We start from the raw sequence: 12,989 nt of genomic DNA, 5'->3' as shown, positions 1-12,989 counted from the left end.
CTATCTCAACTAGTCTTCCATCTAGCTAGAAGGGATTCATCAAAGTATACTTTCATCAATCCCAGCTTCCTTAAGACTATGTTAACGTAGTCATCCACTATACTCCTAGAGACACCCATGCGTTCAACTCTAGCCAGCACCATGTTTTCAACCAGCGAGTACTTCTTATACTTCTCGTTGAGCTCCCGCCAGGGAACCCCCTTCAATGCGCTTGCAACCGTGTTATCTATTGGAAGGAACCCCTTGAGGATCATGAATGCTATAATAGGGTACCCGATGTACCCCCTGTGAACCGTGCCGTTATCATCACTGTAAGCTCTAAAGACACCGGGCTCGCTGCTAACCAGGATAACCCTGTAGCTCCTATCCTGGCTACTCGATGATACAATAGCTCTCTCATCATCCAGTACTTTAATCCTGCTGTCACCTATGCATCCAGCAGCCTCGAGAACCTTAATCCTGGGGGGTTTACCTAGAAGCTTCAACCCTTAACCCTCCACAAGCTTTAATACCAAGGGTTTCTCGGAGACTTTAACACCGATACCCTCTATGCTCTGCCCTATACCAAGCCTCAAGTACTCTTCAATTCTCCCCTCGTCGACTAGAACGTAGAAGTCTTCTTCAACACCATCTACTCTACCGTGAAGGTAGAGCAGGGGCTGCTCAAACCCCTCCAGGCTCTCCACGCTGACAACCACGCCTGCAAAAACTACTCTACTACTCACGCCTCAACACCAATATGATGTTTCGCATGCAAGGTATAAATATCATATAAATATCAAGGGATCATAATTATTATTAGGGTGGGATCATGAGCGAGGAAAGAAGAGTACTTAACACAGGTATCGTGATAGCTGGAGCCTACGCTGATAAAGTACGTAGAACCCTCTACGCTCAGCTCTCAAATCTCGTTAAATCCAGCAAGGATTTCGCAAAAGAGGTAGCTAGGGCGTCAGCCGAGCTCAACATGATGCTCTTCCACATCCTTGTTGAAGGACTAGGCGTTGAGAAAGGCGATGCAGTTAGAATCCGAGTAGAATATACTTTAAACGAGGCAACAAACAGAATCGAGTGGTTCTACGACACGCTCACAATCGAGGTTTTCAAGAGAGTACCCGATGAGAAAGTTGGAGAAGTAGCCTCGAGAGTCATTAAAGAAAAACTCGAGAAGGTTAGAGAGCAGTTCAAGGAGGCCCCTAGCCCGGTACCTGAAGTCCCGGGTGAAGCTGTTAAACCCCCGGCTCCAAGCACGATTCTAGATGTAGTTAAATCCGTAGACGTGATCGGTGAGACTGTTGGCGGAGGCTACCTTCTAAAATTCGTGAAAGCAGATAACTCGTCGATAGGTGTTGCAACACTTGGATCCAGTGAGGGAGGCGTAGTTGTAGACGCTATAATACTCGGGGGGAGAGGTGAAGCATACAGGTATGTTGCCAGGATACCAGGCAGGCTCGAGCAGTACGTGGAGGAACCCTCAATAATCATAGACGAGCTTAGAAAACTAAGCCCTGCTATAATAGGTAGAAGGGAAGCAGAGGAGATGATAAAGGAGAAAATGGAGCTAGCGCTTTAAGAGGAGGTCAACGGTCTCGCACAGCTTATCCATGAACTCTGTGAAAAAGGTCTTTTTAACTCTAGCGCCGGCTGCGAGAGGGTGCCCGCCTCCAGCTACAGGGTGCTCTCTCGACATCATTCTAAGAGCCAGATTTAAATCCACGGGTTCAACGCTCCTCAAGCTTAGAACATAGATGTCTCCTCTCTCTTCTAATGCAGCACCAATCATGGCTCCACCGTATATTCTCGCATAGTTAGCTGCTCTCCCGATACTACCGGGAGGATTCACCACGAATCCAATACAACGGTGGACTGAAACGTTTCCTTTAACCCATAATCTCAACTCCTCATCCCGCTTAGCCTGCTCCAGGCTTCTCGCAGCCATCTGAGGATGCATGCTAGGCAGAAGGTTTTTTGAGAGGTACTCGACTACCTCTCTCTTGAAGTCGTAGTCTCTTCGGGAGCCTTCAAGAGACTGGATGAGGATGCCGGCTTCCAGGTACACAGATCTCTTGTCCCATCTACGTAGAGCCTCCTTCACCCAGGTTGTTTCATCCAGGTAATCCCCTATAGCCCCGTAGAGGGCTATCCTCGAGTACTCATCGTTTAACCCCTTCTCGGATAGAAATCTGAACACGAGTTCTGAAGCCGAGGAGCCTGTCTCGTGGACAACTACTATGTTTCTCGCCTCCTTAGGCTTAAAGCTGAGAGGCTCAGGATGGTGGTCTATGTAGACGACGTCACCGTGGAGTCCTCTCTCCTCGAGGAGCCTTATAACATCTTGAGCGTGGGTTTCATTCAAGGCTATATCAGCTATAAAGATGTTGTCTCCGTTCCTTGTGAACTCCTCGAGGTCTCTTAGAAGCCCGACCGGGTGAGTAAAGTATACTTGCACATCCTCTCTAGAACTATAGAATGCTCTAGCTAAGGCTCCTGAGGCAACACCATCACTATCTCCATGCACTAATACTACACGCCTAGGCATGTATTCACCCATATTGGGGGTGTGAGGTCAGGCCCGCGCGGTTTCTTCACACCCGTGCAGGGTTTAACCTGCCACGCCTCTTCATCCCTCCTGGAGACTCCTACCATAACCAGGGTAATAACACTTACTCGAAGCCAGGCAGCTTAATTCAAGCTAGCCTCGCCGATTAAAACACTAGGCGTTAAAGCTGAAAGCATGGTAGATGATAGTTGAACCTGTGGTTTAGTAGCCAGCTCCAGGTGACCTCGGTGAACGTGAAACCTGGTTCACGCTCCGAGAGAAGGGTTATCGAGGTTTTCAGAGAGCTAGTCGAGGATCAGGCTGACTGGATTACAGTGTACTCAACTCCAGTTGTTAAATGGGATTGGAGAGAGTGTGTTGTTGAAGCCTGCGGGAGGAGATATGAGTGCAGGCCTCTACCATACACCGGGAAGACTACTGGTGAGGGAAGACTTCTTCAAGCCAGCCTGCCGGCTGCTGTTAGAGGCGATTTAAGCGGCAGAGTACTCTTATACAAGCATCCCACCAGCATCTTAGAGCTACGATTCCTGGTCGGCGAGGCATTGAAAACTGGAGTAGAGGCTGTAGTACTAGTGGGCGAGGGGGTCTCAAGGCATGCTGTTTTATCCGGGAGCCTCCCTATCTTAAAGCCTAGTACTCCCCCAGTAGTCCCGGTTGTCACGGTAGATGCAGCTAGTATTAGTGAGTGCAGTGAAGGCGTGGTAAGAGTATACGTGGATGCAGAGCTAGAGGAGGGTACTGGTGGATCCATTCTAGCAGGATTTAACGGTAGAAGCGATCTAAGCGTGCACGTATCGGTACACCACGATGGGCTACCACAGGATACAGCCTCCATTAGAGATTACATTAAGCTATTCAAAGATACAGTTTTACATTTAAGTAGAGCCAGCGAGGGCAGGCTGACAGTAGTTCTCGCATCCTTCACAGCTAAAGAGACCGGTGACCCCGAGTTAAACGACTACACGTGGTCGTGGGGCTCCAGGTACCTCCTAGACATCATGGATTCAAAAGGGCTACTAGAGAACACGCTCCTAGATTTAAACCTAGAGGCTGGCATGGATAATAGAGTAATAGTCAAAGATAACCCGGTGCCTCTACTATCTGGTAGTGGAGAGCAGAGTCTACAGGACGTAATAGACCCCAGGGGAGTACACTTCGCGCTGGATAGCCTAATGTATCTTAGACACGGGGTTCCAGCAATCTCAGTTACAGGTTTAAAGAATACTGTGAGAGAGAGCGTAAAGCGCGGGCAATTAAACAGTATACTCGAGATTCTCGCTAAGCGTGTGGTAGAGATTGCAGAAGATCCAGGTAGAGCGTTAAAAGAGGCGTGGAGCAGCCTACTGGTGAAGCTAGGCGAGTCAAGGCTAGAGCTCAGAGACCTCTTAACAAGAGTACTCGAGTTATCCAGGCTTACAGGCTCGTTGAGCGCTCTTAAAGCTCTCACTCTACTCTCATCTAGCATTACATTCATGTACCTAGTCACCAGGGAGGGCTTGAATACATGCATGGAACACGCGCTGCTCTCGAGGATTGCAGGAGAATGCACGCGCTCCGCCAGCGGCTTTAAGCGCGGGAGGATTATAGCTTGGAGCCTGGATGAATTGATCATGGATGCTGAGGTATCGTTGAGTGAAGAAGTGTTAAGTGATATAGCGAGAAGAGTGGACTCAATGATACTGGTTAAAAACAGCGAGCTACTTAATAAGATGCTAGAGCTACAAGTCTGTAGAAGCTGCCTCAAGGTGCAGTAGATGAGCAGCTGGAAAAGCATTGGAATAGATAAGTATAGCGACTTCCCTGAGTGGTATAAGAGGGTTTTATGGGAAGCCGAGATAGTGGATTCAAGATACCCAGTTAAAGGAATGTACGTGTGGAGACCCTACGGCTTAAAGGCTTTGAGGCTAATCCAGAAGATAATAATAGACCTCCTCGAGAAGACAGGGCATCAGGAAGCATACTTCCCGTCAATGGTGCCTGAAAGCGTTTTCTCGAGAGAAAAAGACTTCCTGGAGGGATTCGGCGGGGAGACCCTGGTAGTCGAAGGGACAGCCACAAAGAAGTTTAATGAAAGACTGTTCGTGAGACCCACCAGCGAGACAGTCATGTACTACATGTGGAGCCTCTGGATTAAGGGGAGAAAGGATCTACCATTAAAGATGTACCAAGTGGTCAACGTATTCAGGTATGAGACGAAAATGACACATCCCATACTGAGAGTTAGAGAGATCATGAGCTTCATTGAAGCTCACACTGCTCACGCAACCATGGAGGAAGCTGAAAGACAGATACAAGAAGCTATATCCATATATAAGGAATTCTTCAACAGGCTCCAGCTCCCCTACTTCATCGTTAAAACACCACCATGGGATACCTTTGCTGGAGCAGAATACAACTACGACTTCATAACAGTCATGCCGGATGGAAAAGGATTAGAGCTTGGAAGCGTCATCAACCTCGGGCAGAAGTTTGCGAGAGCATTTGACATCAAGTTCAAGGATGTTGACGGCGTAGAGAAGTACGTGTATCAAACATGCTACGGTGTCAGCGAGAGAACTCTAGGCGCCGTTATAGGTGTTCACGGAGATGAAGTAGGACTCTTCTTCCCGCCGGAGATAGCTCCAGTGCAGGTTGTAATAGTACCAATCATGAAGCCCAGTGAAAACGAGATCCTCGAGTATGCCTTCAAAGTGAGTAGAATACTCGAGTCTAAAGGCATCAGGGTACACGTCGACACAGATATGGAGCATACTCCCGGATGGAAGTACTACTACTGGGAGATGAAGGGTGTTCCAACAAGAATAGAGGTGGGAAGACGGGAGCTCGAGACTAGCACGGTTACAATAGTTAAGCGTGGATTGAAGGGTAAGCAGAGCGTTAAGCTGGATGGAGTACTTGAAGCACTCCAGAATGCATGGGTTGAGATAAACGAGCATCTTAGAAGTAGAGGACTAGAACACCTTAAGAGAATGACTATACTTCTACCGGAGCACCAGGATGAAAAAGCCTTCAATGGGCTAATAATAGCTCCATGGGATGGCAGCAAGACGTGCGCTGAGGAGCTTGAAAGAGAGACAGGTAAGAATATACTCGGGGAAATAGTTGAGTCGCCCATAAGCCTTCCACATCCATCCCGGTATACAGCGTGCAATAGTGTTAAAGCTGATAGATACGCTCTACTAGGTGTAACCTACTAGGAGCTCAGTAAGCATGGAGGCCTCGAGTGTCCACGCGCATCTAACGGCTCAGCCACACCTACTATCCGGGTTTTTAAGCCCCTAAGATAGTAGATCAACAAGCACTAATGTTTCCAGGTGGTCTGCGTGAGCGAGTACATAAAGCAGCTTAAACTACAGGTGGCCAGCAAGATCCCAGGCGTTAGGTTCCAGGATAAGTCTGCAGTAGAAGTCAGCATTGTAAAGGAGGGTAGAGCGGTAGCAACAGTTAGAGACGAGAAGGACTATGTTACACTAACTACCGCAGACGGCAACTCCTACAAGTATGATAAGTGGTACACTAAGCCTGAACATCTAGCTGAAACTATAAGAGTCTATGTTGAGAGACTAAAGTAGCTTTTTAACTAGTTTAACCCTAGAGGGCTCGAAGAAGCCCTCGTACTCTGAAACAATCCTCTTCACTCCAGTTAAGTAGAGCCTGTACTTGAAGAGCGGGGCATCCACAACAATAGTTTCAGCATCACCACCCTCGAAGGATGGGTTGAAGCCGTACTTCTCCGATAATGCTATTAGCTTCTCAGCATCCCTTAAATCAATTTCCTTCCCGAGTAGCTCCATAGGTATACCCATGCTTGTTATAGAAGCTATAGTGAACTTGATACCATTAGATATTACTTCCCTTAGGTAGCTACTAGGATCCATGCCCCATAGCGGGGTGTATAGCTCGAGGCCTAGCTCGCCTGCTATACTACTGAACCTCTCCTTCTGGTACCTGCTTGAGATTGCTCCAGCTACCACTACTCTCACTCCATACTTGTCTCTAACTCTAGCTAGTAGTATTCTTAGAGCGTTTAACTCGAAGTCATGGTTGTTGACGCCAATGGACTCCACGGGTATTCCGAGAGAGTATGCTTGAGCCTGGAGAATACTAGGGGATGGCTGATGGTATAGCATTGAATGCTTGTAGAGGGGGATTACGGAGGATAAAACGGCTACTCTATATCCATTCCAGATAGCCTTGTGGAGAGCGTAAGTGGAGTCTTTTCCCCCTGTGAACAATACTGTTGCAGCCGGCTTGCTCAGTATTATTCAACCTCGCTTCTCGGCTTGAAGCGTGGTTGCCTGTAGCCCTCTATACTTGGGGTGATACTTCTTGATGAACTCTACTTTAATCTTCTTTAATTCATCCTCGGGTAGTATTGCTAGCAGATCCCATCCCTTGTTGAGAGTCTCCTCTATTGAGCGGTGCTCGTATTCCCCCTGACCGATGAACTCTCTCTCAAATCTATCAGCAAACTCTAGGTACTTCTTATCTCTCGGTGTTAAAGCCTCTGTACCGATTATAACTGTGAGCTCTCTCAGCCTTACGCCTTCAGCATAAGCACTCATGAGCTGCATGAATACATCACTGTGATCCTCTCTAGTTTTACCAGGTCCTATACCATCCTTCATTAATCTCGAGAGGCTCATGAGCGCATCGAACGGCGGGTACACGCCTTTCATCCATAACTGTCTTGAAAGCACTAGCTGGCCTTCAGTGATGTAGCCTGTTAGATCGGGTATTGGATGTGTTATATCATCGTCAGGCATAGTGAGTATTGGCAGCTGTGTCACACTACCCTCCTTCCCCTTCACGCGGCCCGCTCTTTCATATATTGACGCGAGATCAGTGTACATGTATCCCGGGTATCCTCTCCTGCCCGGCACTTCTTCTCTCGCAGCGCTAAGCTCTCTGAGAGCCTCACAGTAGAACGTCATATCGGTCATCACTACGAGGACGTGCATGCCGTGATTCCACGCTAAGTGCTCAGCTATAGTTAAAGCTACACGCGGGGTAGCTATCCTCTCTATTACCGGTGAGCTAGCAGTATTAATTACTGCGACAGTTCTCTCGAGAGCACCGCTCCTCCTAAAGTTCTCTATGAAGAACATTGCATCATCATACGGTATTCCAATAGCTGCGAAGACTACAGCAAACTTCTCTTCTCTCCCGAGGACTCTAGCCTGCCTGACTATCTGTGCTGCAATACGGTTGTGGGGTAGCCCGGAGCCGCTGAATATCGGTAGCTTCTGCCCTCTCACAATACTGAATAATCCATCGATTGCTGAGATACCAGTCTCAATGAACTCTGAGGGAGGGAGCCTTGAAGCCGGGTTTAATGGCGCGCCATTAATATCCATGTAGTCCTCTGGGACGACTTCTGGCCCTCCATCTATAGGTCTCCCCAGGCCGTCTAGTATTCTCCCCAGCACGTCAACGCTTACTGGTATCTTGAGGGTTTCACCTCTGTATTTTACAACTGTCTTCTGTAAGTCTATATCGGCTACTCCACCAAACACCTGTATGATAGTAGCCTCCCTGCTGACATCAATCACCTGGCCTAGTCTTAACTCGCCTGAAGGTAGTGATACTTCAACGATCTCACCGTATGATACCCCGGGTATTGTTTCAGCGATTAGTAGTCCTCCTTGAGCCTTGAGCAAGCGGCTTGAAGCTCTTACTGCAAGCTTAGACACCAATCCTGGATCCCTCCTCAACTAATTCTTTAAATTCATTGTCCATGGTAGTGAACACGTCATCGAACTCTCTGGTATCCTCCCCTAGCATTATATCCTTCATTCTAGCTATTTTCTCCTTTACTTTCATTCCACGTATCTTCTCGAATGGAACGCCCTGCTTGATGGCTTCAAGCCCCTTCTCGTAGAATCTGATAATAGCTTCTATGATCCTCACTGTTTTAACCGGGTGAGAGAATGCATCCACAGTACTGAATGCATTCTGCTGGAGGAAGTCCTCTCGGATCATCCTGGCTACATCAAGAGTGAGTCTATCCTCTACTGGTAGAGCGTCTGCGCCTACAAGTCTAACAAGTTCTTCTAGCTCTGCCTCTCTCTGAAGTATCCATAACGCTTTTTCTCTCAGCTGAATATACTCTGGGTGAATCTTCGACCACCACTCGCTGACATTATCAGCATAGAGGCTGAAGCTCGTTAACCAGCTGATCGCAGGATAGTGTCTTCTATAAGCTAGGTTAACATCTAAAGCATAGAGCGCCCTTACCAATCTAATCGTAGATTGAGTGACAGGCTCACTGAAGTCGGCTCCCGGAGGGGATACTGCTCCAAGTATAGTTAGGCTACCATATCTTTCAGTAGAGCCGAGAGTTTTAACGTAACCGCTTCTCTCGTAGAACTGGGCTAGCCTTGAGCCAAGGTACGCTGGGAAGCCTTCCTCCCCTGGAAGCTCCTCGAGGCGGCCGCTAATCTCTCTCATAGCCTCAGCCCACCTGCTTGTCGAATCAGCAACTAAGAGAACGTGGTAGCCCATATCCCTGAAGTACTCGCCTATTGTCACGCCTAGGAACACGCTCGCCTCTCTTGCTGCAACAGGCATGTTACTAGTGTTCGCTATGAAAACACTTCTCTCCATCATTGGTTTACCGCTACGCGGGTCAACCAGCCTCATAAAGCTGTGGAGAGCATCAGCCATTTCATTTCCTCTCTCACCGCACCCCACGTAGATTGTTATATCAGCTAAACTCCACTTGGTGAGCGTTTGAAGGAGGACAGTCTTACCGGTGCCGAAGCCTCCTGGTACAGCTGCCTTACCGCCTTTAGCGAGTGGGAAGAGGAAGTCTATGACTCTAGTACCTGTCACCAGTGGCTCCCTAGACTCCAACTTCTCGTTAAATGGTCTAGGCTTTCTCACAGGCCACTTCTGCAGCATTGTTATCTCGCTGCCATTCACCTTGGCTACAGGCTCGACTATCGTGTAGTCTCCTTCACTGGCCACCCATTCAACACTTCCCTGGATGCCGGGGGGAACCATTATGTAGTGCTTAACAACCTCTGTCTCCTGAACGTAGCCTAGGTAGTCTCCCTCACGGACTTTAACACCTGTTTTAACGAGAGGTTTAAAGTACCACTTTTTATCTCTTGGGAGAGAGGGGGCTTTAACCCCCCTCTTAACGAAGATACCTGCTAGCACCTCGAGAACCGGTAGAGGCCGCTGAATACCGTCAAATATAGACTTCAAGAGGCCTGGCCCTAGTTCTGCTGAGAGAGGCTGGCCTGTCGGGTAGACTGGATCCCCTACACTCAGCCCTGAGGTATCCTCGTAGACTTGGAGTATCGCTTTATCTCCTTCAACACCTATAGCTTCTCCTATAAGCCTCTCCTCCCCCACCTCGATAACTTCGTAGACGCTTACACCTCGTAAGCCTTCAGCTACCACTAGTGGCCCCGAGACCCTGCGTATTCTACCCTGTTTAGCCTCCATGCATCCTACACCTACGTATATTTTAATCAAGCACCCGTGCTACAGATACTATCATACTTATCAAGATTTGACTAGAGCATATATAAGCACTACTCATGGAATAGAAAACAGCTTACTGCTCTTAGAAGTGTAGCCTCAATATCTTGAATATGCCTAGGTATTCCAGCTAAGCCGGAACTAGAATATTGGAGCTGTTTAGCTTATACAGGCTTTAGTGTACATCAGCCCCCGGTTCGCTATTAGCCTTACACTCATTCGGAGCAATCCACCCTCATCTACATCCTCCTTTGATTAGATAATTTCACTACTCTATAGAAGGTACTTATATGGGGAAACCCTGCATCTTAGCATCTTAAGCTTAATATCTAGGATAGGATTGAAGCTACAGGTATAGTTTTTCGTGAAGTTCGCTAGGGTAGAGATGAAATCTCACGTTGGCTTTTTTGTTTCTTCTATGATTCGATAGAGTATTGGAAGTTCTTTCTTCACTCAATTCTTTACTAAAAGCGCTGGAGCTGGCGAGGCCCTGCTCTAGCCATTCTTACAGGTTCCTCGATATTTTACACTACTTCATATTGACGCACGTCCTCTGGAGTCAAGTTATGTTAAACTGGGATCTCCATGCCTAGGTATCTTCTCGCGATCTCCGTGTAATACTCTCTTACTCTTGCCTCAGAGACCTCTCTAGGCTTCTCAAGCTCGACGATCAGTGTTTTCTCCTCGTCTATTAAGCTGAGTATCTCGCGGCATTCACTTAGAATATCCTTGTAGGTTATTAGGACAGCGTAGTCGCTGGCTACTTCACGGAGCTTCCCCGTGGTTTCCCCGCAGTTATGGTATACTATTGAGTGGGCACCTCCTGCTGCACCTATGAGGGCGAGGTATTCGTCTCCTATAACGAGTACTCTACCCTTACGCACTGTTAAACCACCCACTTACCTACTAGTAGTGTAGCCTCCTGCCTGTAGAATCCTGAGTGAACAATTGTGAAGGATAACTTCAAGAGTACTAGCTGCCCGAGAAGCTTGAAAAGCAATCTTATGTAATCCTCTACACCAAACCCTCTTAGCGTCAGTGAAGCTAGATATGAGGCACCAGTGTACATGGCTAAATCCAAAGCTTCAACTCCTTTTGAGAGCTTGAGTGAATCACTGAGGATCTCAGCGAACATCTTGGCTAGGGGTCTAGCCCTCGATATAATGCCTGGCAAATCCTCTACCTCTGAGTCGAGAGCACTGTAGAGCTCGCTCTGGCTTAAAGCTAATGGCTTCGGCTGCAACTGCTTTAAATCAGTGATCACTTTAGATGCCTTAATCAAGAGCAGGTCGTGGAGCATGCCGGTTAAAACTCCCAGCTCGTAGCTCTCCAGCGGGCTTAAGCTTGAGGCGAGGAGCCCCATGGCTTTAACAAGCTGGCCTGGTGAAACAAACTTGTTCTTAAGGTACTCGCTAACCATACCCTGCATTTCAGGTGGCAGTCTCTCCGCTAGTGCACGCGGGCTTAGATCGCCTAGCCTCCGCACCATTAGGTCTGGAAGCGGTGAGGTTAATAGGGGAGGCTCAACACCCTTTTGAAGCCCGTTTAAAGTAGTATACAAGTCTAGTGAGCTGAGCAGCCAGAGTACTTTCTCGACACGGCTTCTAAGTTCTCCAGAATTCTCTAAGAGTTGTTCAATAACATCCATGTAGCCTTTATCTAGAGTAGCTAGCAGGTTCTTTAAGTTTAATTCATGAGTACTAACTAGCTTGCCTACGTATGCGGCGAGGAAGCTTCCGCTTAAATGTCCTGCAGCATGCTCTAGGTTCGGCGATGAGAGTATTGTAAGGTAGTCGCTTCTAGATAAAAATACTCGTGGTGTTTCAATAAGCAAGATTATTCATCCCCACAGGATTCTCCTAAGTGAATTCAGATTCTTCTTCTGGAACTCTCTAAGCCTCGACTCATAGGTGTTATCTACTACTACGCCGCTCGCTGATTCAACTATTACGCCTCCATCAATATCTCCGGGTTCAACCACCACATTCTTTAAGCCTGCCTCGCTGACAATCTTTTTGGCTACTTCAAAGTCAACTCTACTGACAACTATCCTTCTAGGTGAATCCGCTAAGCGTAATGATTCAGCTATAAGGTTTCTAAGAGAGTCTTCAACACTGAACCCGCGATTCCTCACTATGCTGCGTGCCTCCTCAATGATCTCCCTTAAGATCTTCTCCATCTCGCTGGCAACCAGTAGTCTTGCATCCCTCACAGCTTCAGAGAGTATTATGCCTGCCTCTCTCTCAGCCTTACCCAGTATTCTCCGCTTCTCCTCCTCTGCTCTAGCCTTCCACTTCTCCTCAGCACTCCTCAATATCCTCTCGGCTTCAGCCTTTGCATCCTCAACTATCCGCCTGGCTCTCTCCTCAGCCTCCTGGAGTAGTCTTGTCTTAACGTCCTCCACGGATTCCGGCAACAAGCTTCACCCAATCAGAGATAAACCTAGTATGGTGAATACTATGCCGAGTATACCCCAGAGTTCTACGTAGGCTGCTAGAACTATCGAGCTAACAAGGTTCTTCCCTTTAGTTCTAGGTAGCTCGATTATACCTCGAGCACAGATTATACCCTGATACCATGCTGATAGCCACTCTGTTGTAAATCCAGCTAGCGTCACGCCAAGTAAGGCGAGTGCTTTAACAAGATCTATCTCAGGGTGGCCTGGCAGGTATACTAGTAGAATGTATATCATTTGTATTAGACCGTAGAATGTCTGCGTCATTGGTAGTGCAGCCAGGATTAAAACATTCTTGAACTGTGTTGGATCCTCAGCTAGCACTGATGCCCCAACACCTGCTGAGTGCTTCATACCCATGTTAGAACCCATAATACCTCCAATTAATGGTAGGGATGCAGCGAAGTATGCTAGTCCTTGAGATACGGGGTCCATGCTTCCACCTCTTAGAGGTCATTTATCATTCCGCTTAATAGATTAACC

15 protein-coding genes are annotated in these 12,989 nt (G+C 47.7%); 4 read left to right on the top strand and 11 right to left on the bottom strand.

Annotated elements, in window-relative coordinates; all coding sequences use genetic code 11:
* Nucleotides 1-5: 5 nt before the first annotated feature.
* Nucleotides 6-485 (bottom strand): hypothetical protein, encoded by a 480-nt coding sequence (locus OWQ48_04385; GenBank protein ID MCY0868452.1) that lies wholly within the window; start codon nucleotides 483-485, stop codon nucleotides 6-8.
* Between the two features lie 3 nt (nucleotides 486-488).
* Nucleotides 489-725, bottom strand: a complete 237-nt coding sequence (locus tag OWQ48_04380; protein MCY0868451.1) for a hypothetical protein — start codon at nucleotides 723-725, stop codon at nucleotides 489-491.
* A gap of 86 nt (nucleotides 726-811) precedes the next feature.
* On the opposite strand from OWQ48_04380, the gene OWQ48_04375 reads away from it, so the two are divergent.
* Nucleotides 812-1,573 (top strand): DUF2258 domain-containing protein, encoded by a 762-nt coding sequence (locus OWQ48_04375; GenBank protein MCY0868450.1) that lies wholly within the window; start codon nucleotides 812-814, stop codon nucleotides 1,571-1,573.
* Here the strand turns inward: OWQ48_04375 and OWQ48_04370 are convergent.
* Together OWQ48_04370 and OWQ48_04365 are read right to left on the bottom strand one after the other, a co-directional pair.
* Nucleotides 1,562-2,539, bottom strand: a complete 978-nt coding sequence (locus OWQ48_04370; GenBank protein ID MCY0868449.1) for a DHHA1 domain-containing protein — start codon at nucleotides 2,537-2,539, stop codon at nucleotides 1,562-1,564. The two genes, OWQ48_04375 and OWQ48_04370, sit on opposite strands and share 12 nt — an antisense overlap.
* Nucleotides 2,524-2,646 carry a hypothetical protein gene (locus OWQ48_04365; GenBank protein MCY0868448.1) on the bottom strand — a complete coding sequence of 41 codons (123 nt, stop codon included), beginning with the start codon at nucleotides 2,644-2,646 and terminating at the stop codon, nucleotides 2,524-2,526. The genes OWQ48_04370 and OWQ48_04365 overlap by 16 nt, the downstream gene beginning before the upstream one ends.
* A 102-nt stretch (nucleotides 2,647-2,748) precedes the next feature.
* Between OWQ48_04365 and OWQ48_04360 the strand changes: the two genes are divergently transcribed.
* From OWQ48_04360 to OWQ48_04350, 3 genes are all read left to right on the top strand, one after another.
* A complete protein-coding gene (locus OWQ48_04360) occupies nucleotides 2,749-4,314 on the top strand; it encodes an aminopeptidase (GenBank protein MCY0868447.1) in 1,566 nt (521 codons plus the stop codon).
* The gene (gene proS, locus OWQ48_04355; protein MCY0868446.1) at nucleotides 4,315-5,757 is read left to right on the top strand and encodes a proline--tRNA ligase; all 1,443 of its coding nucleotides are present in this window, start codon (nucleotides 4,315-4,317) and stop codon (nucleotides 5,755-5,757) included. It begins immediately after the preceding gene.
* 126 nt (nucleotides 5,758-5,883) lie between these two features.
* Nucleotides 5,884-6,132 carry a hypothetical protein gene (locus OWQ48_04350; protein MCY0868445.1) on the top strand — a complete coding sequence of 83 codons (249 nt, stop codon included), beginning with the start codon at nucleotides 5,884-5,886 and terminating at the stop codon, nucleotides 6,130-6,132.
* Here the strand turns inward: OWQ48_04350 and OWQ48_04345 are convergent.
* The 7 genes from OWQ48_04345 to OWQ48_04315 form a co-directional block, all read right to left on the bottom strand.
* Nucleotides 6,124-6,795: a diphthine--ammonia ligase gene (locus tag OWQ48_04345; protein MCY0868444.1), complete on the bottom strand. Its 672-nt coding sequence runs from the start codon at nucleotides 6,793-6,795 to the stop codon at nucleotides 6,124-6,126. The genes OWQ48_04350 and OWQ48_04345 overlap by 9 nt on opposite strands.
* Before the next feature lie 30 nt (nucleotides 6,796-6,825).
* Complete coding sequence (locus OWQ48_04340) at nucleotides 6,826-8,256, bottom strand: V-type ATP synthase subunit B (protein MCY0868443.1); 1,431 nt, start codon at nucleotides 8,254-8,256, stop codon at nucleotides 6,826-6,828.
* The gene (locus tag OWQ48_04335) at nucleotides 8,246-10,015 is read right to left on the bottom strand and encodes a V-type ATP synthase subunit A (protein ID MCY0868442.1); all 1,770 of its coding nucleotides are present in this window, start codon (nucleotides 10,013-10,015) and stop codon (nucleotides 8,246-8,248) included. Before OWQ48_04335 ends, OWQ48_04340 begins: the two co-directional genes overlap by 11 nt.
* A gap of 605 nt (nucleotides 10,016-10,620) precedes the next feature.
* A complete protein-coding gene (locus OWQ48_04330) occupies nucleotides 10,621-10,935 on the bottom strand; it encodes a hypothetical protein (GenBank protein MCY0868441.1) in 315 nt (104 codons plus the stop codon).
* A 2-nt stretch (nucleotides 10,936-10,937) separates the two neighbouring features.
* Nucleotides 10,938-11,885, bottom strand: coding sequence for a hypothetical protein (locus OWQ48_04325; protein MCY0868440.1), 948 nt, complete (start codon nucleotides 11,883-11,885; stop codon nucleotides 10,938-10,940).
* Between the two features lie 6 nt (nucleotides 11,886-11,891).
* On the bottom strand, nucleotides 11,892-12,467 hold the full coding sequence (locus OWQ48_04320) for a V-type ATP synthase subunit E (protein MCY0868439.1): 576 nt from the start codon (nucleotides 12,465-12,467) through the stop codon (nucleotides 11,892-11,894).
* Between the two features lie 6 nt (nucleotides 12,468-12,473).
* Complete coding sequence (locus tag OWQ48_04315; protein ID MCY0868438.1) at nucleotides 12,474-12,941, bottom strand: ATPase; 468 nt, start codon at nucleotides 12,939-12,941, stop codon at nucleotides 12,474-12,476.
* Nucleotides 12,942-12,989: the final 48 nt, after the last annotated feature.

The sequence above is a fragment of the Desulfurococcus sp. genome, from assembly GCA_026626905.1.
GTDB lineage: Archaea > Thermoproteota > Thermoprotei_A > Sulfolobales > Desulfurococcaceae > Desulfurococcus.
Note: the sequence above shows the minus strand (reverse complement) of the source record. Positions and strands in the feature narration are given on the sequence as shown.

Coding starts and splice junctions, on each gene's coding strand:
- OWQ48_04335 (MCY0868442.1), bottom strand. CDS start 10,015: ATGGAGGCTAAACAGGGTAGAATACGCAGGGTCTCGGGGCCACTAGTG.
- OWQ48_04365 (MCY0868448.1), bottom strand. CDS start 2,646: ATGGTAGGAGTCTCCAGGAGGGATGAAGAGGCGTGGCAGGTTAAACCC.
- OWQ48_04370 (MCY0868449.1), bottom strand. CDS start 2,539: ATGCCTAGGCGTGTAGTATTAGTGCATGGAGATAGTGATGGTGTTGCC.
- OWQ48_04375 (MCY0868450.1), top strand. CDS start 812: ATGAGCGAGGAAAGAAGAGTACTTAACACAGGTATCGTGATAGCTGGA.
- proS (MCY0868446.1), top strand. CDS start 4,315: ATGAGCAGCTGGAAAAGCATTGGAATAGATAAGTATAGCGACTTCCCT.
- OWQ48_04315 (MCY0868438.1), bottom strand. CDS start 12,941: ATGGACCCCGTATCTCAAGGACTAGCATACTTCGCTGCATCCCTACCA.